The organism is Aeromonas sp. FDAARGOS 1417 (genome assembly GCF_019046985.1).
GTDB lineage: Bacteria > Pseudomonadota > Gammaproteobacteria > Enterobacterales > Aeromonadaceae > Aeromonas > Aeromonas veronii.
Genome location: NZ_CP077221.1, coordinates 4,403,158 through 4,426,649, shown reverse-complemented (window position 1 = coordinate 4,426,649; position 23,492 = coordinate 4,403,158). Strand labels below are relative to the sequence as shown.

Genomic DNA, 23,492 nt, shown 5'->3' with positions numbered 1-23,492 from the left:
TTCGATTTAGCTAATACAAGGAAGAAGCCATGACCCTGCTCAACCCGTTTTTCGGTGAATTTGGCGGTATGTATGTACCCCAAATCCTTATCCCCGCCCTGCTCCAGCTGGAGAAAGCCTTCGTCGATGCCAAGGATGATCCCGCCTTTATCGCCGAGTTTCAGTCCCTGCTGACCGAGTATGCCGGTCGCCCGACCCCCCTCACCCTGACCCGCAATCTGACCAAGGGCACCAAGACCCGCCTCTATCTGAAGCGTGAAGATCTGCTGCACGGCGGCGCCCACAAGACCAACCAGGTACTGGGTCAAGCCCTGCTGGCCAAGCGGATGGGCAAGAGCGAGATCATCGCCGAGACCGGTGCTGGTCAGCACGGCGTCGCCACTGCGCTGGCCTGCGCTCTGCTAGGCCTCAAGTGCCGGGTCTATATGGGTGCCAAGGATTGCGAGCGCCAGAAGCCCAACGTATTTCGCATGAAGCTGATGGGTGCCACCGTCATTCCGGTGCACTCCGGCTCCAGCACCCTGAAAGATGCCTGCAACGAGGCGCTGCGCGACTGGGCCGCCAACTACGAGTCGGCCCACTACCTGCTCGGCACCGCCGCGGGCCCGCACCCCTTCCCCACTATCGTGCGGGAGTTCCAGAAGATGATCGGCGAAGAGGCCAAGGCCCAGTGCTTCGAGAAGGAGGAGCGGCTGCCCGATGCGGTGATCGCCTGCGTCGGCGGCGGGTCGAACGCCATCGGCATGTTTGCCGACTTTATCGATGAGCCGTCAGTGCGCCTCATCGGCGTCGAGCCGGGTGGTCACGGCATCGAGAGCGGCGAGCACGGTGCGCCGCTGGGTCACGGTAGCAAGGGGGTCTTCTTTGGCATGCACTCCTACCTGATGCAGGACAATCAGGGCCAGATTCAGGAGTCCTACTCCGTCTCGGCAGGGCTGGACTTCCCCTCCGTCGGCCCGCAGCACGCCCATCTGGCCGCCATCGGCCGCGCCGAGTACCCCTCGGTGACCGACAAGGAGGCGCTGGACGCCTTCCAGGAGCTGGCCAAATCCGAAGGGATTATCCCGGCGCTGGAGTCCTCCCACGCGCTGGCCCACGCCCTCAAGATGGCCCGCAGTGAACCGGAAAAAGAGCAGGTGCTCATCGTCAACCTCTCCGGCCGTGGCGACAAAGATATCTTCACCGTCGCTGACATTTTCGAGAAAGAAGGAACCTTGTCATGAACCGTTACGCACAACTCTTCTCCCGTCTGGACGCGGCCAATCAGGGCGCCTTTGTGCCGTTCGTGATGCTGGGTGACCCCACTCCTGAACTCTCGCTGGCCATCGTCGATGCGCTGGTCGAAGGGGGCGCCGATGCCCTCGAGCTCGGCATTCCCTTCTCCGATCCGGTCGCGGATGGCCCCACCATTCAGGGCGCCGCCCTGCGGGCCTTTGCCAGCCACACCACCCCGGACGACTGCTTCGAGCTGCTTGGCCGCATCCGCGCCAAGTACCCGCAGCTGCCCATTGGCCTCTTGGTCTACGCCAACCTGGTCTATGTGCGCAAGATTGATGGCTTCTACGAGAAGTGCCAGCAGGCGGGCGTGGACTCCGTGCTGGTCGCCGACGTGCCGGTGCAGATGTGCGCCCCCTACAAGGCGGCCGCCGACAAGTTCGGCATCGACAGCATCTTTATCGCCCCGCCCAATGGCGACGCCGAGACCCTGAAACAGGTGGCGGAGCTCGGCAATGGTTACACCTATCTGGTGAGCCGCGCCGGTGTCACCGGTGCCGAGACCAAGGCCGGCATGCCGGTAGAGGGTCTCATCAATACCCTGCGCGAGTTCAACGCCCCGCCCGCCCTGCTCGGCTTTGGCATCAGCGAACCGGCTCAGGTGCGTGAGGCCATCGCCGCTGGCGCCGCCGGTGCCATCTCCGGCTCCGCCGTGGTGAAGATCATCGAGACCCACCACCAGAACCCGGAACATATGCTCACTCGTCTGAAAGAGTTTGTGGAAGGGATGAAGGCCGCGACCAATCGATAAGGGGCGGCATGGGTCAAATGCCATTAGCCGTGAGTGATCCGGCTGCGTATCTACATTACGCATAGCAGCCATCGTTGCATCACCGCATCAAAGGGAGCCTGACCGGCTCCCTTTCTTTTATCGCGTCTCCCAGCTTGCAGCTCTGGGCGTCTTGCCCCCTCTCCCTACGGGAGAGGGCTGGGGTGAGGGCATCTTCGCATTCACTAGCAAAGCAAATGATCACCCAGTACTGAGTGCAATGACTAATTTGTTGATCCAGCACAGATTCCCACGAACCCTCTCTTCTCAACCCGCCAGACTCCCCCTTAAGATAGCCAAACGACAATCAACCTTTCGGGAACACCATGAAAGCGATTGTTGCTATCTCGCGAGTTAATAGCAGCGAACTGGGGGCTGTCACTCAGGGGCGGTAGCGTGGTTTTTTGTAAGTTGGCGCAGCGTGTAGCAAAGCCCAACTGGCGAGCATTATTGCGCCAACCGGATCGGGATAAACAAGGATGTGGCAGATCGGTAAAACAGATTTACAGATATATTCGCGGTAAATTTTTGGCTTCACTTCGTTCAGCACCAACCTACGATTCTTAGCCCAACATACGCGATGTTTAAGAGTGATTCGCAACGCGTGGCATTTTTACTATACGTTGATTTTAGTGATTAAGGTGGTGTGCGGCGGCATCGGTATTGCGTACCTCATATTTCTGGGGAAATCAGGACACCCACCTTTCTGAGCAAGACGCTGTATAGTCAGCACACAAAAAGGGGGGGGGGGCCTAAATAGCTCCCGCAACACGCGGTTGATCATGTGGTGAGATTGATTGCGAAGATGCTCATTCAACACAAAATAAAGAGCGTTAAAGCAACTACTCTGATGTATGTCGGGGACGAAAATGAATTTTAAAAAATTTTGGCGTAGGATGATACCACTCGCTATTTTATTTATTATCATCCTATCTTGCACTGCCTCTGACATTGTGAGTTGGCAGGAAGAGGTCGTGCTGCACGATGGTAGCAAGATCATGGTTGATAGATCCCAGAGTTATGGTGGCCGCCGCGAACTAGGACAATCGCCTCCCATAAAGGAGCAAACGATTTCATTCGTCATGCCTAATACTAATGAATATATTTCATGGAAGAGTGAGTATGGGGATGATATCAAGAGAGCAAATTTCACTCCACTTGCCCTTCATATATTAAATGGGGTGCCATATATTATATCAACAACCACATCATGCCTTTCTTACAATAAATGGGGTAGGCCTAATCCCCCTTATGTTATTTTTAAATTCCATAGTAAAGTATGGCAACGTATTTCGCTGGAAGAACTTCCCATCGAATTAGATAGTATAAATTTAGTGATAACCACCAAATTTAATGAGAAAGTTCTACTGGATGAATCCCCAATCAATCCAGTGGTAATGAAGGAAATAAATAGAGATATCAATCAACCTGAATTGAATGGCATTCTGAGAAAACCAGTTTATACAGGTTATTGCCCAGTCATGATCCACAATGGAAAGGGGCGGTGGAAGAGTGATGATTCATTTAAACGCCAGCCAGATATTGATGCTTGTTTAAAAGTATGCGAACGAACAGGGTACGATATTAAACATTGCCCTTGTAATCAGATTTTTGGAGAAAAATAAAATTGATAGTAACATACAATATGCACTGATGGCGGGGCGTGCCTACCAAAGTACCCGTGGAAACGATAATTTATTTCCCGAGGGAAATCAGGACACCACCTCTCTGAGCAAGACGCTGTATAGTCAGCACACAAAAAAGGGGGGGCCTAAACAGCTCCCGCAACACGCGGTTGATCATGTGGTGAGATTGATTACGAATATGCTCATTCAACACAAAATAAAGAGCGTTAAAGCAACGACTCTGATGTGTGTCGGGGACGAAAATGAATGTTAAAAAATTTTTTTGGCGTTGGATGATGCCACTCGCTATTTTATTTAGCATCATCCTATCTTGCACTTCCTCTGACATTGTGAGTTGGCAGGAAGAGGTCGTGCTGCACGATGGTAGCAAGATCATGGTAGATAGATCACAGAGTTATGGTGGTCGTCGTGAACTAGGGCAATCTCCTCCCATAAAGGAGCAAGCAGTTTCATTTACCATACCTAATACTAATGAATATATTTCATGGAAGAATGAGTATGGGAATGATATCAAGAGAGCAAATTTCACTCCACTTGCCCTTCATATATTAAATGGAGTGCCATATATTATATCAACAACCACATCATGCCTTTCTTACAATAAATGGGGTAGGCCTAATCCCCCTTATGTTATTTTTAAATTCCATAGTAAAGTATGGCAACGTATTTCGCTGGAAGAACTTCCCATCGAATTAGATAGTATAAATTTAGTGATAACCACCAAGTCTAATGAGAAAGTTCTACTGGATGAATCCCCAATCAATCCAGTGGTAATGAAGGAAATGAATAGAGATATCAATCAACCTGAATTGAATGACATTCTGAGAAAACCAGTTTATACAGGTGATTGCTCAGTCATGTTCCACGATGGAAAGGGGAATTGGAGTAGTGATGATTCATTTAAACGCCAACCAGATATTGACGCTTGTTTAAATTATTGCAAGCGAGAAGGGTACGATGCTAAACATTGCCCTTGCAATCAGATTTTTGGAGAAAAATAAAATTGATAGTAACATACAATATGCACTGATGGCGGGGCGTGCCTACCAAAGTACCCGTGGAAACGATAATTTATTTCCCGAGGGAAATCAGGACACCACCTTTCTGAGCAAGACGTCACATAGCCAGAATCACAGAGATGGGTGTCCAAAGTCTGATTTGTTACTCAGCCACAATTTATCCAATAACAATTTCCCCCCCACCACTACCTCTCCTTTTTCCACACCCGCCATCCCATCAATACCAGCATCACTACAACCCCCGGCAGCCATACCCAGTAGAGCTCGGAGAGAATCACCGCTTCACCTCGGGCGGTGAGATAGGCCTCCAGCTTGAAGGGGGCGACCCGGATCACCTGCCAGGGGGCGAAGAAGCGCTCGTCACGCCACGGCCAGAGCCAGCCAACCCCCTTGCCGCCGGTGGTGAGGGAATCGAGCAGGCTGTGGGAGAGCAGAGAGACCAGCAGAAACGACCAGACGGTGGCGACACGGGCCCGAAATTGGCGGTGAAACAGCATGGCCAGTGTGGGCAGGACAAAGGCGAACAGCAGTGAGTGTGTAAAGCCGCGGTGACCAAAGACATGGCCGTAGGCGACCCCCAGTTTAAAGGCGAGCACATCGGCATCGGGCAGCATGGCGATGGCGACCCCCGCCAGCAGCAGGCGCGGCGGGATAATCCGGCTGCCAAGCCCCAGTCCAAGGCAGAGAGGTACGGCGGCGTGGGTGACTATGGTGGGCATAGAGTGAAGCTCCAACTGAAAACGTGAGCCTACCCTACCCCCGCTCGGTGAAGTGAAGGTGAAGTGTGCCCACTGTATTGGTTCGCTGTTAGCTAAACGCAGCGCCAATCAGCGTTGGCGCGTTAACTTGAAATGTTCATTTAACAGCGGCTGACATACAGAGCGGGATCGTGATAAGTAGTCTCTTCGGTTCACATCACAGGGATAGTGGCAGCGATGAATGTATCAAAAAGCGTCGTGCGGATTGCGAGCGTTATCAGCCTTTGGTTAGTGACTGGATGCATGGCAGAGGCCGCCTCTGCGCAGCCGCAGCAAGAGCCGTACGCGCTGATCTATAACGGGCCGGTTTCTGATGGGGATAGCACCAAGGCGATTGCGGATGTGGTCAGGCAGGTGGGCTTGCCGGTCAGGTATCTCTCCAATATCGAGGCGCTGCCTGCAGAGCTCGATAATGCCAGGGTGTTTATCGTTGGCGGTACTGAGGACGATGTTGAGCCGCTCCTCAATGGGTTTACCCCGCAAGCGCGTTCGGCGTTAAAAACCTATCTGCAAAACGGTGGCCGCTACCTCGGGATCTGTGGGGGGGCCTTTGTGGCATCCACTGGCTGGTCTGAGGAGGAGGGCTTTGTGCCGGCGCTGGGCCTTGTTCCTGCCACATCCGATGATTATGACGGCGACTTTAGCGCCAGGATCTTCCCTATCAGCTGGCTTGGTGAAGAGCGCCAGATGTATTACCAGGCCGGCCCGCAATTTACGCTGGTGCCAAGCCCAGAGCAGTTCAAGGTCATCGCCCACTTTCAAAACCATCAGATTGCCGCGTTGATCAGCTCATACGGCAAAGGCAAGGTGGCCGTTTCCGGGCCACACCCCGAAGCCCCCGAATCGTGGAAAGAGAATGCGGTGGATGGCGACAAGATGGAGTCGAATATTCATCTGGCTGCAGGACTCGTTAACGAGTTGCTCTCCGAAGAGCCCGTCACCCATTCGAAGTAGTCGCGCCCCTACGCCCCTAGATGTGACCCCATTGCTCGGCCCGGAAGTCAGGCCATCCAATCGGCCGCAATCCATAAAAAAAACCACCGACCTGCAAAAGGTCGGTGGTTTTTTTATCGGTGGTAGATAACGGGTAGCCGATACAAAGGGTTCGCTACCTCAACTTTCGCCCGGGAACGAGCACTACTCTTCCTGCTCCTCCGGTTGTCTCTCCTCACCCCGTATCTGTAGCAGCTCTTCGACCCTGGCTTGCCACTTGTCGTGGGCCTGTTTGCGCTCTTGCTGCATAAATGCTTCTCGCATGGTGTCGATTTTCTGGTCAAGTGTTTCCATCAGAGTGTCTCCTTGTGTGACCGCGTAAAGACTGGCTGACGGCGCGTTGGCCAACCTGCTCCCCTAATCTGACACCGCTAATGCCGTTACTGCCCAATCAAATAATCGATTGGAAGTACCAAAACCAATCTAAAAATTCTTTTTCGTGTTTATTCCACCATGCCAGCGCAAGGGAAACAGACCGCTCAGAGCGGGATGATCCGGCACGCGGCCAACACATGATTGAGTGCAGTCATCCCCCTTTTCAGGGGAATGGGGCGCCGTTGCCCCATCCGTCCAGTGGGGGGTACCAGCAGATTTCCGGGATGTTGCTGTGCCCATGATCACACAGTCACAACTCTCGCCCTCCGCTCACCGCGCCCCCGCTTTTTATCATCTAGAGTTAGCGGGCAGTCCAAAGCTGCTGATTTATATACATTCGCCGCCAAGAGGGATCTTTTTTCATGACCGAGCATATCGATCTGCTACCTATCAGCACGGATGATGAGCAGGACGCAGGCAACCGTTACCTCTACTACACAGAAGGGGATCTGGCCCGCATTCTTGCCAATCTGGAACAGCTGCGCCATGCGGTGTTTCCTGCCGCCATCGGAGAGAGCGAAACGGGCGCCGCCGTGCCCCACAACTTTCCGTCCGTCTGTCTGGTGGGGCTGGGGCGCTGCGGCTCCAACATCGCGCAGGATGTCGCCTCGCTGGTCTACAACGCCCGCAGCTTTTATCTCAATGAGTTCAACAGTGAAGAGCAACGCAAGCGGGAGAAGGAGTTTGGTCCGGTAAGCTGGATCCGGCGCAATCTGCGGCTGCCAAACAACGGGGCCCGGCCGGTCTTTCTGATCGAGCCCATGGTGATGCTGGGGGATCTGGACAAGGACATCGATGGCCGCATCCGTCACTCCAATCGCAGCGGCGAAGGTGGCTCCTTGCGTGATTACGCCAAGATGCGGGTGATGGACTTGTCGGAGATCCACGCGGGAGGCGCGGGTAACGCCCCCATCCTTGGTCAGTATCTGGCCAAGATCATCCTCAACAAGAGCCCCCACTACTTCGCCAACTCCGAGTGGCAGGCCATTCATACCTATCTGGTCGACTCCTGCGGCATCAAGGCCAACCAGTCCCGCCTCTATTTCTACATCTTCAGTGCCGGGGGCGGCACCGGCTCCGGCATGGCCTCCGAGTTCGGGCTGGCCCAGCAGTACTCCTACATGAGCAAGACCTTTTCACCCCCGTCAGAAGAGGAGGAGCACCTCTCCCTCGGGGAGCACTTCATGTTCGATCCCATCTTCACCAGCGGTATCTGCATCCTGCCCAATATCTGTGATCGGGGGATCGAGATCTCGGAAGCCCTGCACATCAACGCGGGGCGTTTGCTGTGCAAGTATCTGGCCGAGGAGTGGGACTTCTCCTATCACTTCGACAACGAGCAGGCGTGCGATGCCAGCATGCTCAAGCGGATCAGGCCCTGGAATGCCATGATGCTGATCTCCAACGACATCATGCGCTACGCCGAAGAGAGCGACGATGGCGAGATCCAGCATGTTGATGTCAACACCATGGAGAAGTACGCCAATCAATACATCTCCCAGCAGATCTTCAACATCCTCACCGCCCAGGCCGTCACCACCGACTACGACGAGAACTACTTTCGCCGGGCGGGCATCGACATCAGCGAGACCATTCGGCTCGATGCCAACGACCTCTTTATGAGTCTGGCGGGGCCGGTGGCGGTGGCATATGCCGAGTCCATCTCGCCCCCCGGCGGCCTGTTTGACAAGGAGGACGGGCTCAATGTGGACGATCTCTTCACCCGTTCCATCGAGCTGCCCCACTTCAACAAGATGACCCAGGCCATCGAGGGGATCAGTCTGCTGCCCATCGAGGCGGGCAACTATCGGGAGTATCTGGACGACTATGTGAAAAGTGGCCATGACCCGGCCCATCTAAACGAACTGCACTTCTTCAAGAACTGCTCCTCCGTGGTGTCGATCATCTCCCTGCCCAAGGAGTACAAGCTCTCCTATATGGATCTCAACCGGCTCAAGTCTCACCTCAACGGGCTCTTCCCCAATACCACCCTCAAGCGATATGCGCTGGTCATCGGGGCGTCGGCCAACATCTCCCTCACCACCCTGATCGTCAAGAGCCCCTGCCTGAGCGATGACTTCCTGACCCTGATCGTGGCCTTTATCAAGCGCTGCTTTGCCAAGGATCACTATCGCTTCGATGAGCATCTGGACAAGGCGGTGATCGAGATGATCTGCAATGAGGAGTGGAACGATGCGCTGCTCGACAGCATGCTCAACGAGTTCGAGAACCCGGCCAAGATCCTCGATACCAACTGGTACGCCATCAAGCCCATGTATGAGAAGAAATATCGGGAGCTTATCCGCGAGAAGGAGAAGTTCGTCTCCATCAACGATATTCGCCTCAGCCGTGAATCGGTGAAAAAGGCGCTGCTCTATCTGCGGGAGATCTATCGCCACCGGGTCAGCAAGACCCGGATCCTCTCCCTCAACCCAAGGTTGGGGGAAGCGAACGCTCGCTAGCACCCTGCCCATAAAGCAAAGCGCCCGCCCCACATGGGGCGGGCGCTTTTTTACTGGCGCAGCCTCGTTTTATCTCATCAGAGGGAGACAAAGATCCCGGCCAGGGTGGCGCTCATCAGGTTGGCGAGGGTCGCCGCCAGCACCGCCTTGAAGCCCATATTGGCCACATCGTGACGGCGCTCCGGCGCCATGGTGCCGATGGAGCCAAGCTGCACCGCAATGGAGCCCAGATTGGCAAAACCGCACAGCGCAAAGGTGATGATGATCTGGGTGTGGGCGCTCAGATCCGCCTTGATATTGGCAAAGTCCAGATAGGCGACGAACTCGTTCATGATCACCTTCTGACCAATCAGGGAGCCTGCCGCCATCATCTCGCTGGCGGGTACGCCAATCAGCCAGGCCACCGGGGCAAACAGATAGCCAAGCAGCTGCTGCAGGGAGAGATCGGCCCAGCCGAACCACTCGCCGACAGTGGTGAGACCGGCGTTGATCATGGTGATGACGCTGACAAAGGCCAGCAGGATAGTACCGATGGCTACGGCGATCTTCATGCCGCCCATGGCGCCGCCCGCCAGTGCATCGATGGCGTTGCTGTAGTCGCTCTTGTCGAGGGTGATCTCGGTCTGATCGCTCACCTGCTGCTGCTCCGGCACCAGCAGTTTGGCCATCAGCAGGCCACCCGGCGCCGCCATAAAGGAGGCGGCAATCAGGTATTTAAGATCCACCCCCAGACCGGCGTAACCGCCCAGCACCGAACCCGCCACCGAGGCCATGCCGCAGGTCATCACCGCAAAGAGTTCGGAGCGGGTCATACCGGCAAGGAAGGGACGAATAAGCAGCGGCGACTCCCCTTGCGACAGGAAGATGTTGCCGGTGGCCACCAGGGATTCGGCGCGGCTGGTGCCGAGCAGACGGTGAATGGCGCCGCCCAGTACCCTGATCACCCACTGCATGATGCCGAAGTGATAGAGCACGGCGATCAGCGCGCTGATAAAGATCACCAGCGGCAGCACCCGCACGGCGAAGATAAAGCCGTTGCTGGCCAGATCGCCAAACACGAAACGGATGCCGCTGTCGGCAAAGCCGAGCAGGGCGGAGACGCCATTGCTCATGGCACCGAGCATGATTTGTCCGGGGGGGAAATAGAGCACCAGCGCAGCAAAACCGGTTTGCAGGGCGAGCGCACCCAGCACGGTTCGCCAGCGGATGGCTCGGCGGTTTTCACTCGCCAGCCAGGCGATAAACATCAGGGCCAGCATACCGACCAGACTCAATAACAGTGTCATCTTGCACCTATGAAGAGAGGAGTTTCATATGGCAAGTCTGCAGACAGGCGTCGCGGGCGATCCGGCGAGAGAAGTGCCGACCCACGCGACACGCAGACCACAAACCTACAGGTTAGTGGCGGGTCCCATCCTGGGGTCATTCACGTTCCGGGTGACAGCATGTATCGGGTGACGCCAGCGCCGTCGCAGGGGGAGATGCGGCCGGGTGGCAGGTCGGGCGGCGATGGTACAGTGATCATCATCACAGAAAAAGCGGTAAAACGATTGGCCGGAGTAACTTTTTCAACTTGTTCACAGAACGAAACAGGGCCAGCGTGATGCTGGCCCTGTTTCAATCCGTACTTGAGTACTCAGATGATTACTTGAGGCGCTTGCCACTCGCATCCACCACCTGCTCGCCATCCTCCTTGGCGAAGGCCCCTTTTTGCTGATCGGGCAATATATCGAGCACCACTTCCGACGGACGGCACAGCTTGGTGCCAAGCGGCGTGACCACGATAGGGCGGTTGATGAGGATGGGGTGGGCCAGCATGGCATCGATCAGTTCATCATCGCTGAAACGCTCTTCCGCCAGCCCGAGCGCCTCGTAGGGGGGCACGTTCTTGCGCAGCAGATCCCGCACCGGCATACCCATGGCAGCGATCAGCGCCACCAGCTGGTCGCGGGAGGGGGGCGTCTCCAGATAGTGGATGACAGTGGGCTCCACGCCGCTGTTGCGGATCAGCTCCAGGGTGTTGCGGGAGGTACCACATTCCGGGTTGTGATAGATGGTGATTGCACTCATTTGCGTGTCTCTCATTAATCAAGTGAATAGAAAATGGATAGCATCAGTTCGCGGCCATCAGTTAGCGGCTCAGCCCAGCTTCGTACCAGGGTTTGCTGGCGTTAACCACCCGCACCACCAGCAGCATGACCGGCACCTCGATCAGCACCCCGACCACGGTGGCGAGCGCCGCGCCGGAGTGAAAGCCGAACAGGCTGATGGCGGCAGCTACCGCCAGTTCAAAGAAGTTGGAGGCGCCGATCAGGGCGGAAGGACAGGCAACCGAGTGCTTCTCCCCCACCTTGCGGTTGAGCCAGTAAGCCAATCCCGAGTTGAACAGCACCTGGATCAGGATCGGCACCGCCAACAGGGCGATAACCAGCGGCTGCTCGATGATGGCGTTGCCCTGAAAGGCGAACAGCAGCACCAGAGTGAGCAGCAGGGCCGCCACCGACCAGGGCTGGATGCGGGTCATGACGCCGTCAAAATGGGTCTCACCCTTTTTCAGCAAAGCCTTGCGCAGCAGTTGGGCGATGATCACCGGGATGACGATATAGAGCACCACAGAGGTGAGCAGGGTATCCCACGGCACTATGATGCTGGAGACCCCGAGCAGCAGCGCCACCAGCGGCGCGAAGGCAAACACCATGATGAGGTCGTTCACCGCCACCTGCGACAGGGTGAAGTAGGGATCGCCGTTGGTGAGGCGACTCCAGACAAACACCATGGCGGTGCAGGGGGCCGCCGCCAGCAGGATCAGCCCCGCCACATAGCTGTCGAGTTGATCTGCCGGCAGCCAGTCGGCAAACAGCACGCGGATAAAGAGCCAGCCGAGGAAGGCCATGGAGAAGGGTTTGACCAGCCAGTTGATAAAGAGGGTGACCCCAATGCCCTTCATGTGCCCCTTCACCTGATGCAGGGCGCCAAAATCGATCTTGAGCAGCATGGGGATGATCATCACCCAGATCAGCAGCCCCACCGGCAGGTTGACCTTGGCCACCTCCATGGCGCCGATCGCCTTGAAGAGATCCGGCAACCCCTGCCCGAGCCCAATCCCCACCAGAATGCAGAGGGCGACCCAGGCGGTCAGATAACGTTCAAAAAAGCCGATGGCAGGCACGGCCTTGGCATCACATGTTGCAGACATCACAGCTCCCGATGCGGCGCAATCCCGCATCTTCTATTGGTTCAAAACACGGGTTTATAACAAGTAACGGCATATTCAAGCCGCCCCGGCAGCAGACCGGGGCGGCGACTCAATGGTGCTGGCAGAGATGGCGCAGGGCATCGGGCCCCACCGGCTCCTCGGCGAGCAGCGGCACCACGGCGTAGCGGCTGGCATGTTGCTGCTCGACCGCTTCGATATGGGGCAACTGGCGCTCGGCCCGCAGTTGCAGCAGCGGTGAGCTGACCGCGGCTTGCTGCAAGCTGTGGTTGATGAGCCAGCCCCAGGGCTCGATGCCGGCCCGGCGCAGATCGGCCTGCAGATTGGCCGCCTCCTGTACCGGCGTCGGCTCGGGCAACGTCACAATCAGTACCTTGGTCTGCTTGGGATCCTGCAACTGCATCATGGGGGTGGTGAAGTGCAGCCCCTTGTTTCCCATCTGGCGAGCGATCTCCCTGTGGTAGGCGCCAGTGGCGTCGAGCAGCAGCAGGGTGTGGCCAGTGGGGGCAGTATCCATCACCACGAAACGCTTGCCCGCCTCGCGAATGATGCGCGAGAAGGCCTGAAACACGGCAATCTCCTCGGTACAGGGGGAGCGCAAATCCTCCTCCAGCAGTGCCCGCCCCTGCTCGTCCAGCGCCGCCCCCTTGGTGGCCAGCACCTGGGCGCGGTAACGCTCGGTCTCGGCGTGGGGGTCGATGCGGCTCACCTCCAGATGGGGCAAACTAGCTGCCAGCGTCTCGCTCAAGTGCGCGGCGGGATCCGAGGTGGTGAGGTGTACCGGCAAGCCGCGGCTGGCCAGCTCCACCGCCACGGCGGCCGCCAGCGTGGTCTTGCCCACCCCGCCCTTGCCCATCAGCATGATAAGGCCGTGGCCATCGGCGGCCAGCTTGTCTACCAGCGAACTCAACTCGGGCTGGGCTTGCTTGACAGTGGACTGTGCGGTCGATAATTGAGCGGCTGTTCCCTCTGATTGCAGCAACAGCCGCAAACTGTCGAGCCCTACCAGATTGGTGGCCAGCAGCGGGATATGATCCTGCGCCAGCCCCTTTATCCCTTGCGGCATCTGGGCGAGAGCCTGTTGCTCACGCTGCCAGAGCGCCATTGCCAGCGGATCTCCGGCAAGGGCGCCTTCGGGGAAGAGGCCATTGATCACCAACTGCTGATTCAACAAGCCGATGGCGGCCAGCTCTTCGTGGGTGCGAGCCACTTCCCGCAGAGTGGATTGCTGGGCGCGCGCCACCAGCACCAAGCGGGTGCTGGCAGCATCAGCCAGGGCGGCGACCGCCTCGGCATACTGGCTGCGCTGTTTCTCCAGCCCCGCCAGCGGGCCGAGGCAGGAGGCATCCCCCTTGCCCTGTTCCAGAAATTCGCTCCAGGCGCCCGGCAGTTGCAGCAGCCGGATGGTGTGGCCGGTTGGGGCCGTATCAAAGACGATATGGTCATACTCCGCCAGCAGCGTTTGGTCGGTCAGCAAGGCGGTGAATTCGTCAAAGGCGGCGATCTCGGTGGTGCAGGCGCCGGAGAGCTGCTCCTCGATGCTGCGCACCACGCTCTCGGGCAACTTGCCGCGCACCGGCCCGACAATCCGCTCCCGATAAGCTTTGGCCGCCGCGGGGGGATCTATCTCCAGCGCCGACAAACCGGGCACAGCGGCGATGGCGGTGACGCGATTGCCGATCTCGGTGGCAAACACCTGCCCCACGTTGGAGGCAGGGTCTGTGCTCACCAGCAGCACCCGCTTGCCAATATCACACAGCGCCACCGCACTGGCGCAGGCCAGCGAGGTCTTGCCCACCCCGCCCTTGCCGGTGAAAAAGAGAAACGGCGGTGGATTGGTCAGAAAATGATACATAGCCTCTCCCGAATGGTGCGTCGCGCCTTAGCAGCAACCGCTGCCAGAGCAGCAGCCGCCTTTGACGATCCCCTTGATGGCCGCTTGCGGCGCAGGCAGCCCGGCATAACGGGCCAGCTCGCTGCGGCTCGGATAACGGCCGGTCAACACCACCTGTCCCTCCACCAGCACCAGCGGCAACCCCTCCTCCCCGGCGTGGGTCAGAAAAGCGCTGACGGCAGGTGTCTCGGCAAATTGCATCGGCTGCTGGGCCAGATTGAAACGCTCGATGGCAACTCCCTGCTCCTTGGCCCAGGCAAGGTCGGCTGCGAAGGTGACCAGTGCCTGATCAACCTCGGTACCGCAGACACCGCTGGAGCAGCAGAGGGCGGGATCAAAAATCTGAATGGAGGACATGGTATTACTCCTTGTTGCAGCAGGGCTGCGCAGGCAGAACATGGGGGGAGCAGGCTGACTCGGCACGCATCACGCCGCACGCCTCGGGATGACCGGCGCAGCACTCCTCGGTAAGGTAGGCGATCACATCCAGCATCAGGGGAATATTGGCGCGGTAGCGTAGAAAGCGCCCCTCCTGCTCCACCGACAGCAGACCGGTGTTGAGCATCGCCTTGAGGTGAAACGAGAGGGTATTGGGGGCAATATCGAGCTCGCTGGCCAGTTCACCGGCGACCCGCCCCTCCAGCCCGGCCTTCACCAGCAGCCGCCATACATCGAGCCGGATGCCGGATGCCAGTGATTCAAAGACCTTGGTGGCCATCTCTTTGTTCATCTTCATTCCCCTTGGTGCGACCTTTCATTTCAACTATACAAGAATTATTGAAATGATCAAGATACATACCGAAGCAAAGATACGAGGTTCTGGTATCAAACCGGGCTGACTGGAGAATCGACGAGTGAACAACCGTTGCGGACGAGCACACAGGGTTCGTCGCAGATAAACAGACGCCCTCCAGAGGGAGGGCGTATCAGAGCGTTTGACCGGCAGCACAGTCAGCGCTGTCGGGGCAATCAGACGAATGCGTGCCTTATTTGGCAGCTGGCACAGCGTTGAAGGTGAGCAGGGCCGCCTTGTTGGCATCACTCAGAGTCAACTGGTTGCCGTTGATGGAGTAGGTTGCCACCTTCTCCAGCTTTTGCAGGAACTCGGTCTCTTTATTCATGGCGTCGCCGATGCACATCATGCGAGTGGAGCCCATGGCGCCCAGCGTCAAGACACCGTCACCCTGCTTGGTGATACCGCCAAAATAGCGGTTGCAGCCGCCCTTGCCCGCCACCTTGCCGTCAACCACTTGCAGGGTGAAGGTATCGCCGGTAGCCCCTTGCAGCTGCCAGCTGGATGCTTGCAGTTGAGCCATGCTGGAACCTGTTGCCATTGCGCAGCCTCCCAGTGCCAGCGCGGCCAGCAGAGTCAGTTTCTTGTTCATGGATTCACCTCTTAATGATTAGAGCCATCAATACGGCAGCCTGTTTATCATGGCTGGCGCCCATGCCAAAGGATTTTATTGTGATCTCCCTTCACTTTACTACCAGCTGGCATGTGCCATGCTTAGGCTCAGTTCCGGACCCAGGGAGGGGAAACGAATGGTCAAATCGCTCATCATCACACTGCTTGCAACCTGCGCCAGCATGGCCGCACAGGCCGCCGACTGGGCAGTGGTTCAGCCGCAATCCAACCCGTCTCTCTATGTCAAAAGTTACTCGGGTGTGCTGCTCAATGGCCATAGCCATCACAGCGACAGTTTTGATCTCTGGCTGGTCAATAGCGGCTATCAGTATCCGGTGGTGGATGATGTGACCCTCTTTATGGAAGCGGGCCCGGCGGTAGCGGATCAGAATCGCACATCCGGTTTCAATATGAGTTCGGGGATACGCTACCAACTCTCTCCGGCATTCAATATCGGCAGCCAGATCAAGCATCTTGATCTCAACAAGGCCAGCACCCTGCTGGAGCTCAACTCCAACCTGCTGCTGACACCGAGACTCTCCCTCACCGCCAACTACGGGGTCAGCGCCATCACAGCCGATCAGGCGCTGAGCCTGGGGGTCGGTTTCAACTTCTGAATCAGATCAGCGGCGTGGCACTCACCACCACGCCGTTGCGATCCGCATAGACGTAATCCCCTTCGTGGATGGTCACACCGGCAAAGCTGACCACGGCCCCCAGCTCTCCCAATCCTCGCTTCTCGGTCTTGACAGGACAGGCTGCCAGCGCCTTGACCCCGAGCGCCAATGTCGCCAGGGTGCCCACATCCCGCGCCGCGCCGTGGATCAGGATCCCCTCCCACCCCTGCTCCACCGCCTTGACCGCCAGTTGATCGCCAAGCAGCGCACGGCGCAGCGAGCCGCCGCCGTCGATCACCATCACTTTGCCGTGACCGGGGCGGGTCACCAGATCCCGCACCAGACTGTTGTCTTCATAACAGGAGAGCGTTACGGCGCGACCATAGAAGATGGCCTTGCCGCCAAAATCCTGAAACACCGGGTCGGCCACTTGCAACAAGTCGCCATGTTGATCGCAGAGGTCAGGCAGGAGATCCAGCATGATTTGATTCCTTTCAGATGCATGAAGGTGTTCATTCTTTCATCAGGCAAGGTTTCTGGCAATCCAGAAGGATTCAATATTGCCCAGACAAACTGCTGATTTATCCGTCAATACTGGTATCAGCCAGAGCTGGCCATCCTCCACCCAGTAGAGAGCATTCTGGCCAAAACGCGCTGCCAGCTGACGGGCTTGTGGCAGGGATAGCGCCACCGCCAGCGATGACTCCTGCCAGCGTTCGTCCGGGTCAGATCCCCAAAACGGCCCCACCACGGGCACCTGCAAATCCACTGTCAGATGGCGCCACAGCACCCGTTCCCGCCGCATATTGCGTCGCTCTGTGACCCACTGGCTGGCCGGATTCCAGGCTGTGATGATGGCAAAAGCAGACCAGTCTGGTGGCTCAAATGGCGCGATAAAGCAGATTTTCTTGTAGTTTTCCCACAAATTCATGTCAATCACATGTTACATTCCATTACATTTTGTAGGGGCGAAAACCCGGTTCAGGCCAAGTATGATGCAGCTGTACCAGGGTTTGACCTATATCAAATCAGAGTTAAAAAGTTGCTATCTGACGGCAAAGAGTGTTGTTATGCTCCTGTTAACTGATAAAATGCGGCCACTTTCGTAATGGACGACCTTTCCAGGCTCTGCTCGACCAGACTTGTCGGGAACCTATAAGTGGCACAGGGATACTTGCCGGTACTGATGCCTAATTCGCGATATTCCGACCTGACTCTCATACCCAGGATGACGTAATAAATTTTCAGGATCAGTCAGGAAATCGGTTTGAAACGCCAAAGAGTGTTAAATTTAAGATAATTAACTGATAAGAATCTGGGAATACTCATGCAAACACCACACATTCTGATCGTCGAAGACGAGCTGGTCACACGCAATACCCTGAAAAGCATTTTTGAAGCCGAAGGCTACATCGTGCTCGAAGCCAACAACGGCGACGAAATGCACCAGGCCCTCACTTCCCACACCATCAATCTGGTGATCATGGACATCAACCTGCCGGGCAAGAACGGCCTGCTGCTGGCCCGTGAGCTGCGTGAGAACGACAACATTGCCCTGATGTTCCTGACCGGTCGTGACAACGAAGTGGACAAGATCCTGGGTCTGGAGATCGGCGCCGATGATTACATCACCAAGCCGTTCAACCCGCGTGAGCTGACCATCCGTGCCCGCAATCTGCTGAGCCGCACCATGAACGTGGCTGCCGGTGGCGAAGAGAAGAAGCTGGTTGAGCGCTACCTGTTCAACGGCTGGGCGCTGGATATCAACAGCCGCGCACTGGTCAGCCCGACTGGCGACATGTTCAAGCTGCCGCGCTCCGAGTTCCGCGCCATGCTGCACTTCTGCGAAAACCCGGGCCAGATCCAGACCCGTGCCGAGCTGCTGAAGAAGATGACCGGCCGTGAGCTCAAGCCCCACGACCGTACCGTCGATGTGACCATCCGTCGCATTCGCAAGCACTTCGAAAGCGTTAACGATACTCCGGAGATCATCGCCACCATCCACGGCGAAGGCTACCGTTTCTGTGGTGAGCTGGAGCAGGAATAAGCTCCCGCGACGCTGTTGATCTGAAAAGGCGCCTCGGGCGCCTTTTCTGTCTCTGCGGCTTGCCTTAAAAGCTGAGAAACAGTGAGCGTGACGTCGAACGGCGCACAAGGCAGATGAAAAACAAAAAGCCCACTCGCAGGAGTGGGCTTTTTGTTTTGAAGCTGGAGCGGGCAGCGGGAATCGAACCCGCATCATCAGCTTGGAAGGCTGAGGTAATAGCCATTATACGATGCCCGCCTGGCATCTGAAATTTGGAGCGGGTGATGGGAATCGAACCCACGTATGCAGCTTGGGAAGCTACCGTTCTACCATTGAACTACACCCGCGTCAGGGCTCCTACTATATGCATTTTGCCGCCGAGCGCAATGGCGCCTTTGCCACTTTTTTCAATAAATCAATCTGTTCGGACAAGGATTGAACAGACGGTTGCTTTTTCAATCAAACATTTTCAACACAGATAATTTACAAGGTTGCCAAGGCCAAACGGCAAGGATAGTCTTGCGCCACTCGACGCGAGGATGGTGGTAATGGATAAAAAAACGCAAAAACGTCTCTATGGCTGGTTGCGCAAGCAATCGAGTCACGGTCGCCGCTGGATCACGATATCCATCGCTTTTGGCCTTGGCCAAGGCATTCTGATGGTGGCGCAAGCCTGGCTGCTAGCGACCCTGTTGCACGGCTTTATCATCGAAGGCTCCACGCCTGAGCAATCCATCACGCTCTTTATTACCCTGCTGTTGGTGACGCTTGGCAAAGCGGCGCTGGCCTACGGCCGGGAAGTGGCCAGTTTCAAGGCGGGCAGCGCGGTGCGCCAGACCATCCGCCAGCTGGTGCTCACTCGCTTGAGTCGCCTCGGCCCTGCCTATATCCAGCGCCGTCCGGCCGGTAGCTGGGCCAGCCTGTTGCTGGAACAGATTGAAAATATGCAGGATTTCTTCTCCCGCTATCTGCCGCAGATGGCCATCGCCGTCTTTATTCCGGTGGTGATTCTGGTGGCTGTATTCCCGGTCAACTGGGCGGCAGGTCTGATCCTGCTGGGCACTGCGCCCCTCATCCCCATCTTTATGATCCTGGTGGGTGTGGGCGCCGCCGATGCCAACCGCCGCAATTTTCAGGCGCTGGCCCGTCTCTCCGGCCACTTCCTCGATCGCCTGAAGGGGCTGCGCACGCTGCAACTCTTTATGCGTACCCAGGCTGAAGGTGAAGCCATTCGCGACGCCTCGGAAGATTTTCGCGAGCGCACCATGGAGGTGCTGCGCCTGGCGTTTTTGAGCACCGCAGTGCTGGAGTTCTTCGCCGCCATTTCAGTGGCGCTGGTCGCTGTCTACTTCGGCTTCTCTTATATCGACCATCTGAACTTTGGTAGCTATGGGGTCAAGGTCACCCTCTTTACCGGCCTGTTCGTGCTGTTTCTCGCCCCCGAGTTCTACGCCCCGCTGCGGGAACTGGGTGCCCACTACCACGCCAAGGCGCAGGCTATCGGCGCTGCCGAGCAGTTGCTTGAATTCCTCGAAGCCGAGGTGAGCGAGCCGGCCGCAGGCACAGCGCCGTTCCATGCCGACAGCCCGGTCAAGGTAGAAGCTAAAGCCCTTGAAGTGCTGAGCGCCGAAGGCAAGGTGCTGGTCGGCCCCATCGACTTCACTTTGGAAGCCGGTACGCGTACCGCCCTCATCGGCGTCAGCGGCGCAGGCAAGAGCTCGCTGGTCAACGCCCTGCTCGGCTTTGCCCCCTATCGTGGCGAGCTCAAGGTCAACGGGCAGGAGCTTGCCACCCTCGACATGAGCCAGTGGCGCCTGCAGTTAGGCTGGCTCTCGCAAAACCCGCAGCTGTTCCACGCCTCCTTACGTGACAACCTGCTGCTGGCCAAACCAACGGCCAGCGATGCCGAGCTGGAAGATGCCCTGAAGCGGGCTCAGGCGTGGGAATTTGCCATGGAGAAGGGGCTCGACTATCCGGTCGGCGATCAGGCAGGCGGCCTCTCGGTTGGTCAGGCCCAGCGCCTCGCACTGGCGCGAACCCTGCTCAAATCAACCCAGCTGATGGTGCTCGACGAACCGACCGCCAGTCTGGATCGCCACTCCGAACGCGCCATCATGACCACCCTTGAGCAGGTGATGGCTGGCCAGACCCTGCTGATGATCACCCACCGCCTCGACCAGCTTACCAAGATGGACAAGATAATGGTGCTGGCCCGCGGCCAGCTGGTGGAGCAAGGCAGCTTCCAGCAACTTAGTTCTGGGCAGGGGCTTTTTGCCCGCCTGCTCTCCCAACGTTCCGGAGGTTCTCTCGATGAGTGATCTGTTGCCGTTTCTGCGCCTCTATCGCCAACACTGGCTCAGCCTCACCATTGGTTTGCTGCTGGCGCTGGTGACCCTGGCCGCCGGCATGGGGCTGCTCTCCCTCTCCGGCTGGTTCCTCTCCGCCGCCGCCGTGGCGGGGATGACCGTTGCGACGACCCATGCCTTTAACTACATGACCCCTGCGGGCGGGGTGCGCTTCTTCTCCATCGTTCGCACCGCCGGTCGCTGGGGTGAGCGGGTGGTGAGCCACGACGCCACCTTCCGGGTACTGACCCGACTGCGGGTCTGGTTCTGGCAGAAACTCTCGCCGCTCTCCACCGGTACCCTGGCCGGTTTCCGTCAGGCGGATCTGCTCAACCGACTGGTGGCAGACATCGATGCGATGGACCACGTCTATCTGCGGCTGATCACCCCCATAGGCGCGGCCCTGCTCAGCACCGCCGGACTGGTCTTCTTCCTGTCGTTTTTCGACAGCCGTCTCGCCCTCACCCTGGGTGCCATTCTGCTGTTTGGCATGATTGCCCTGCCGCTGGTGTTCTACTTCCTCGGCCGTCGCCCCGGTCAGGCGCTGATTGCGGAAAAATCGACCTTGCGCACCCGGATGGTGGACTATCTGGATGGTCAAGCCGAGCTGCAGATGTTTGCCGCCGCCCCCAAGGCGCTGGTTGAGCTGCAACAAGCCGAACAGGCGCTGCTCGTCGCGCAGGCCCGGATGGCCAAGGTGAGCGGGCTGGCCAACTTCTCGGTACAACTGCTGAGCGGCTGGACCCTGACCCTGATGCTCTGGCTGGCCGGTCATGGGGTTGCGGGTGCGGCGCCCGACCCCATTACCGCATTGATGGTCTTTGCCACCCTGGCAAGCTTCGAGGCACTGATGCCACTGGCGGGTGCTTTCCAGCACCTCTCCACCAGCCTTACCTCAGCACGCCGCCTGAACGAGATCCTGCAAGAGGCCAAAGCCCCCGTGTGGGGCGACGAACAGACCCATGCCACCGTTGGTGCGCTGCAGATCAATGACCTCTATTTTGGCTACCCCGGCAACCCCCAGCCGGTGCTGCGTGGCTGCACCCTGCAACTGCACGCCGGTGAAAAGCTGGCGCTGCTGGGCCAGACCGGCTGCGGCAAATCGACCCTGATGGGGCTGCTGACCCGTGAGTGGAGCCCGCAGGCTGGCAAGATCCTGCTGGGTGGCAAGCCGCTCACCGACTATAGCGAAGGGGCGCTGCGCGCCTCCATCTCAGTGGTGAGCCAGCGGGTGCATCTGTTTGCCGATACCTTGCGGGGCAACCTCAAACTGGCCGCCCCGACCGCCACTGACGAGCAGCTGATTGCGGTACTGACTCAGGTCGGACTGGCCAATCTGCTGGAAGATGAGGCGGGCCTCGACGCCTGGCTCGGTGACGGCGGCCGCCCCCTCTCCGGTGGCGAGCGTCGCCGTATCGGCATCGCCCGCGCCCTGCTGCACGATGCGCCGCTCTGGCTGCTGGACGAACCGACCGAAGGGCTCGATAGCCAGACCGAGCGGGAGATCATGGATCTGCTGTTCAAGCTTGGGGCAGATCGCACCTTGCTGCTCATCTCCCACCGCTTGCTGGGGATGGAGCAGATGGACCGGATTGCCCTGATGGAAGAGGGGCAGATCCGCCTCTGCGCCCCTCACAACGAGCTGCTGGCGGATGATTACTACCGCAGCCTCTATCAGCGGCTGGCTCCGGTTTGATATCAGGCTGATGGGGGTCACACCCTGACAACCGGGCGCAAAACGGGGCTGGTCGCCGCAGGCGGCTGGCCCCTATAATGTCCCCCTCATTATTCAACAAGATGCCGACATGGAGCGCCTGCGCATTTCTACTGTCCTCATCACCGACACAAGATACGAGACGATGAAACGCCTGATCCTGATGATGCCCCTGATTGCCTCCGGCTGTGCCAACTACGCCTTCAACAGCAATCTGGATAAAGAAAACTTCGACGAATACTTCAAACCCGGTAGCGTGCGCATCTATGAACAGGATGAGCTGGCTGACCTCAACTACCTCTACCTCGGCACCATCGAGGGTGAATCCTGCCAGGCCGATGCCAACCAGCCGGTGCCCAACGCCGGTGAAGCGCGCACCCTGGCCCGCCGCCGCGCAGCCGACATGGGTGGCAACGGCGTCACCATCGACAAATGCGCCGAGTTCAGCGACACCCCGGGCTGCCTGAAACAGGTGATCTGCTACGGGCAGGCGCTGAAAGTGGCCGAAGAGAAATAACTCGCTGTCATGGCCCTCGCTATCGTTCGCCTTGGCAGCCCGCGCCAGCCCGATGAGGGGCTGCGGATCGGCACGGTGCGCCGCCCACCCCGCGGCGTACCCAAGAGCGAATTTGCCAGCCAGCATTGGTACGATGTCTGGTTCCCCAACCTGGCGCCCAGCAGCGAGACCATGAAGTTGGGGCAGGCAGCCGAGACGCCCGCCCAGTGGGCAGCGTTTGGCAAACAGTACAAGGCCGAGATGGCGCAACCTGCCGCCAGGCACGATCTGGCGCTGCTGGCCGCCCTCTCCCACACAACCAATCTGTCGGTGGGTTGCTACTGCGAGCAGGAGTCCCGCTGCCATCGCACCATTTTGAAAGAGCTGCTGGTAGCCGCGGGGGCCGCCATCCGCTAACTCGGCGAGCGACAGCGATACGATAGGAAATGGAGTCAGCCGATCTTCGGTAGCCATCAGGTACGAA

At 58.0% G+C, this 23,492-nt stretch carries 23 protein-coding genes and 2 tRNA genes; 12 read left to right on the top strand and 13 right to left on the bottom strand.

Going from position 1 to position 23,492, the window contains the following annotated elements:
• The first annotated feature begins 29 nt into the window (after positions 1 to 29).
• From trpB to I6L47_RS20595, 4 genes are all read left to right on the top strand, one after another.
• Positions 30 to 1,223 carry a tryptophan synthase subunit beta gene (gene trpB, locus I6L47_RS20615; RefSeq protein ID WP_005347359.1) on the top strand — a complete coding sequence of 398 codons (1,194 nt, stop codon included), beginning with the start codon at positions 30 to 32 and terminating at the stop codon, positions 1,221 to 1,223.
• Entirely contained in the window at positions 1,220 to 2,026 is an 807-nt protein-coding gene (gene trpA / locus I6L47_RS20610; protein ID WP_043851420.1) for a tryptophan synthase subunit alpha, read from the top strand. The genes trpB and trpA overlap by 4 nt, the downstream gene beginning before the upstream one ends.
• 992 nt (positions 2,027 to 3,018) lie before the next feature.
• Entirely contained in the window at positions 3,019 to 3,669 is a 651-nt protein-coding gene (locus I6L47_RS20600; protein WP_235675034.1) for a hypothetical protein, read from the top strand.
• Positions 3,670 to 3,932: 263 nt separating this feature from the next.
• Entirely contained in the window at positions 3,933 to 4,691 is a 759-nt protein-coding gene (locus tag I6L47_RS20595) for a hypothetical protein (protein ID WP_216948235.1), read from the top strand.
• Positions 4,692 to 4,894: 203 nt separating this feature from the next.
• On the opposite strand, the gene I6L47_RS20590 is transcribed toward I6L47_RS20595, so the two are convergent.
• The gene (locus tag I6L47_RS20590) at positions 4,895 to 5,428 is read right to left on the bottom strand and encodes a metal-dependent hydrolase (RefSeq protein ID WP_216948234.1); all 534 of its coding nucleotides are present in this window, start codon (positions 5,426 to 5,428) and stop codon (positions 4,895 to 4,897) included.
• 216 nt (positions 5,429 to 5,644) lie between these two features.
• Here I6L47_RS20590 and I6L47_RS20585 point away from each other — a divergent pair, with 216 nt between their 5' ends.
• Positions 5,645 to 6,421 carry a BPL-N domain-containing protein gene (locus tag I6L47_RS20585; protein WP_216948233.1) on the top strand — a complete coding sequence of 259 codons (777 nt, stop codon included), beginning with the start codon at positions 5,645 to 5,647 and terminating at the stop codon, positions 6,419 to 6,421.
• A 183-nt stretch (positions 6,422 to 6,604) separates the two neighbouring features.
• Here the strand turns inward: I6L47_RS20585 and I6L47_RS20580 are convergent, their stop codons facing one another.
• Positions 6,605 to 6,754, bottom strand: coding sequence for a hypothetical protein (locus I6L47_RS20580; protein ID WP_005338159.1), 150 nt, complete (start codon positions 6,752 to 6,754; stop codon positions 6,605 to 6,607).
• Between the two features lie 443 nt (positions 6,755 to 7,197).
• Between I6L47_RS20580 and I6L47_RS20575 the strand changes: the two genes are divergently transcribed.
• Complete coding sequence (locus I6L47_RS20575) at positions 7,198 to 9,297, top strand: hypothetical protein (protein WP_075115664.1); 2,100 nt, start codon at positions 7,198 to 7,200, stop codon at positions 9,295 to 9,297.
• Between the two features lie 77 nt (positions 9,298 to 9,374).
• Here the strand turns inward: I6L47_RS20575 and I6L47_RS20570 are convergent, their stop codons facing one another.
• The 7 genes from I6L47_RS20570 to I6L47_RS20540 form a co-directional block, all read right to left on the bottom strand.
• Positions 9,375 to 10,583: a NupC/NupG family nucleoside CNT transporter gene (locus I6L47_RS20570; RefSeq protein ID WP_021230483.1), complete on the bottom strand. Its 1,209-nt coding sequence runs from the start codon at positions 10,581 to 10,583 to the stop codon at positions 9,375 to 9,377.
• Positions 10,584 to 10,941: 358 nt separating this feature from the next.
• Complete coding sequence (gene arsC, locus I6L47_RS20565) at positions 10,942 to 11,367, bottom strand: glutaredoxin-dependent arsenate reductase (RefSeq protein ID WP_216948232.1); 426 nt, start codon at positions 11,365 to 11,367, stop codon at positions 10,942 to 10,944.
• Between the two features lie 61 nt (positions 11,368 to 11,428).
• The gene (arsB, locus tag I6L47_RS20560) at positions 11,429 to 12,493 is read right to left on the bottom strand and encodes an ACR3 family arsenite efflux transporter (protein ID WP_216948231.1); all 1,065 of its coding nucleotides are present in this window, start codon (positions 12,491 to 12,493) and stop codon (positions 11,429 to 11,431) included.
• Between the two features lie 109 nt (positions 12,494 to 12,602).
• Positions 12,603 to 14,366, bottom strand: a complete 1,764-nt coding sequence (gene arsA, locus I6L47_RS20555) for an arsenical pump-driving ATPase (protein WP_216948230.1) — start codon at positions 14,364 to 14,366, stop codon at positions 12,603 to 12,605.
• A 27-nt stretch (positions 14,367 to 14,393) separates the two neighbouring features.
• Positions 14,394 to 14,762 (bottom strand): arsenite efflux transporter metallochaperone ArsD, encoded by a 369-nt coding sequence (arsD, locus tag I6L47_RS20550; protein ID WP_005347398.1) that lies wholly within the window; start codon positions 14,760 to 14,762, stop codon positions 14,394 to 14,396.
• Between the two features lie 4 nt (positions 14,763 to 14,766).
• Entirely contained in the window at positions 14,767 to 15,135 is a 369-nt protein-coding gene (locus I6L47_RS20545) for a helix-turn-helix transcriptional regulator (RefSeq protein WP_005338181.1), read from the bottom strand.
• Between the two features lie 256 nt (positions 15,136 to 15,391).
• Entirely contained in the window at positions 15,392 to 15,790 is a 399-nt protein-coding gene (locus I6L47_RS20540; protein ID WP_005359119.1) for an META domain-containing protein, read from the bottom strand.
• A 157-nt stretch (positions 15,791 to 15,947) separates the two neighbouring features.
• On the opposite strand from I6L47_RS20540, the gene I6L47_RS20535 reads away from it, so the two are divergent.
• Positions 15,948 to 16,427: a hypothetical protein gene (locus tag I6L47_RS20535; protein ID WP_005359117.1), complete on the top strand. Its 480-nt coding sequence runs from the start codon at positions 15,948 to 15,950 to the stop codon at positions 16,425 to 16,427.
• 1 nt (position 16,428) lies between these two features.
• Here I6L47_RS20535 and I6L47_RS20530 read toward each other — a convergent pair whose 3' ends face one another.
• Together I6L47_RS20530 and I6L47_RS20525 are read right to left on the bottom strand one after the other, a co-directional pair.
• Positions 16,429 to 16,908 carry a putative 4-hydroxy-4-methyl-2-oxoglutarate aldolase gene (locus I6L47_RS20530; protein ID WP_043818759.1) on the bottom strand — a complete coding sequence of 160 codons (480 nt, stop codon included), beginning with the start codon at positions 16,906 to 16,908 and terminating at the stop codon, positions 16,429 to 16,431.
• Between the two features lie 42 nt (positions 16,909 to 16,950).
• Positions 16,951 to 17,358: a DUF3293 domain-containing protein gene (locus I6L47_RS20525; RefSeq protein ID WP_216948229.1), complete on the bottom strand. Its 408-nt coding sequence runs from the start codon at positions 17,356 to 17,358 to the stop codon at positions 16,951 to 16,953.
• A 396-nt stretch (positions 17,359 to 17,754) separates the two neighbouring features.
• Between I6L47_RS20525 and arcA the strand changes: the two genes are divergently transcribed.
• The gene (arcA, locus tag I6L47_RS20520; protein ID WP_005338193.1) at positions 17,755 to 18,474 is read left to right on the top strand and encodes a two-component system response regulator ArcA; all 720 of its coding nucleotides are present in this window, start codon (positions 17,755 to 17,757) and stop codon (positions 18,472 to 18,474) included.
• A gap of 162 nt (positions 18,475 to 18,636) precedes the next feature.
• On the opposite strand, the gene I6L47_RS20515 is transcribed toward arcA, so the two are convergent.
• Positions 18,637 to 18,711 (bottom strand) — tRNA-Gly (locus I6L47_RS20515).
• 15 nt (positions 18,712 to 18,726) lie between these two features.
• Positions 18,727 to 18,800, bottom strand: a tRNA-Gly gene (locus tag I6L47_RS20510).
• A 201-nt stretch (positions 18,801 to 19,001) separates the two neighbouring features.
• On the opposite strand from I6L47_RS20510, the gene cydD reads away from it, so the two are divergent.
• From cydD to I6L47_RS20490, 4 genes are all read left to right on the top strand, one after another.
• The gene (gene cydD, locus I6L47_RS20505) at positions 19,002 to 20,771 is read left to right on the top strand and encodes a cysteine/glutathione ABC transporter permease/ATP-binding protein CydD (protein ID WP_100654215.1); all 1,770 of its coding nucleotides are present in this window, start codon (positions 19,002 to 19,004) and stop codon (positions 20,769 to 20,771) included.
• Positions 20,764 to 22,494: a cysteine/glutathione ABC transporter ATP-binding protein/permease CydC gene (cydC, locus tag I6L47_RS20500; protein ID WP_216948228.1), complete on the top strand. Its 1,731-nt coding sequence runs from the start codon at positions 20,764 to 20,766 to the stop codon at positions 22,492 to 22,494. Before cydD ends, cydC begins: the two co-directional genes overlap by 8 nt.
• Positions 22,495 to 22,657: 163 nt before the next feature.
• On the top strand, positions 22,658 to 23,029 hold the full coding sequence (gene rcsF / locus I6L47_RS20495) for an Rcs stress response system protein RcsF (protein WP_013723982.1): 372 nt from the start codon (positions 22,658 to 22,660) through the stop codon (positions 23,027 to 23,029).
• A 9-nt stretch (positions 23,030 to 23,038) separates the two neighbouring features.
• A complete protein-coding gene (locus I6L47_RS20490) occupies positions 23,039 to 23,425 on the top strand; it encodes a DUF488 domain-containing protein (RefSeq protein ID WP_216948227.1) in 387 nt (128 codons plus the stop codon).
• Positions 23,426 to 23,492 lie beyond the last annotated feature (67 nt).

Excerpts from the sequence above, each read along its gene's own strand:
- trpB (WP_005347359.1), top strand. The coding sequence starts at position 30 with ATGACCCTGCTCAACCCGTTTTTCGGTGAATTTGGCGGTATGTATGTA.
- trpA (WP_043851420.1), top strand. The coding sequence starts at position 1,220 with ATGAACCGTTACGCACAACTCTTCTCCCGTCTGGACGCGGCCAATCAG.
- I6L47_RS20595 (WP_216948235.1), top strand. The coding sequence starts at position 3,933 with ATGAATGTTAAAAAATTTTTTTGGCGTTGGATGATGCCACTCGCTATT.
- I6L47_RS20590 (WP_216948234.1), bottom strand. The coding sequence starts at position 5,428 with ATGCCCACCATAGTCACCCACGCCGCCGTACCTCTCTGCCTTGGACTG.
- I6L47_RS20585 (WP_216948233.1), top strand. The coding sequence starts at position 5,645 with ATGAATGTATCAAAAAGCGTCGTGCGGATTGCGAGCGTTATCAGCCTT.
- I6L47_RS20580 (WP_005338159.1), bottom strand. The coding sequence starts at position 6,754 with ATGGAAACACTTGACCAGAAAATCGACACCATGCGAGAAGCATTTATG.
- I6L47_RS20575 (WP_075115664.1), top strand. The coding sequence starts at position 7,198 with ATGACCGAGCATATCGATCTGCTACCTATCAGCACGGATGATGAGCAG.
- I6L47_RS20570 (WP_021230483.1), bottom strand. The coding sequence starts at position 10,583 with ATGACACTGTTATTGAGTCTGGTCGGTATGCTGGCCCTGATGTTTATC.
- arsC (WP_216948232.1), bottom strand. The coding sequence starts at position 11,367 with ATGAGTGCAATCACCATCTATCACAACCCGGAATGTGGTACCTCCCGC.
- arsB (WP_216948231.1), bottom strand. The coding sequence starts at position 12,493 with ATGTCTGCAACATGTGATGCCAAGGCCGTGCCTGCCATCGGCTTTTTT.
- arsA (WP_216948230.1), bottom strand. The coding sequence starts at position 14,366 with ATGTATCATTTTCTGACCAATCCACCGCCGTTTCTCTTTTTCACCGGC.
- arsD (WP_005347398.1), bottom strand. The coding sequence starts at position 14,762 with ATGTCCTCCATTCAGATTTTTGATCCCGCCCTCTGCTGCTCCAGCGGT.
- I6L47_RS20545 (WP_005338181.1), bottom strand. The coding sequence starts at position 15,135 with ATGAACAAAGAGATGGCCACCAAGGTCTTTGAATCACTGGCATCCGGC.
- I6L47_RS20540 (WP_005359119.1), bottom strand. The coding sequence starts at position 15,790 with ATGAACAAGAAACTGACTCTGCTGGCCGCGCTGGCACTGGGAGGCTGC.
- I6L47_RS20535 (WP_005359117.1), top strand. The coding sequence starts at position 15,948 with ATGGTCAAATCGCTCATCATCACACTGCTTGCAACCTGCGCCAGCATG.
- I6L47_RS20530 (WP_043818759.1), bottom strand. The coding sequence starts at position 16,908 with ATGCTGGATCTCCTGCCTGACCTCTGCGATCAACATGGCGACTTGTTG.
- I6L47_RS20525 (WP_216948229.1), bottom strand. The coding sequence starts at position 17,358 with ATGAATTTGTGGGAAAACTACAAGAAAATCTGCTTTATCGCGCCATTT.
- arcA (WP_005338193.1), top strand. The coding sequence starts at position 17,755 with ATGCAAACACCACACATTCTGATCGTCGAAGACGAGCTGGTCACACGC.
- cydD (WP_100654215.1), top strand. The coding sequence starts at position 19,002 with ATGGATAAAAAAACGCAAAAACGTCTCTATGGCTGGTTGCGCAAGCAA.
- cydC (WP_216948228.1), top strand. The coding sequence starts at position 20,764 with ATGAGTGATCTGTTGCCGTTTCTGCGCCTCTATCGCCAACACTGGCTC.
- rcsF (WP_013723982.1), top strand. The coding sequence starts at position 22,658 with ATGAAACGCCTGATCCTGATGATGCCCCTGATTGCCTCCGGCTGTGCC.
- I6L47_RS20490 (WP_216948227.1), top strand. The coding sequence starts at position 23,039 with ATGGCCCTCGCTATCGTTCGCCTTGGCAGCCCGCGCCAGCCCGATGAG.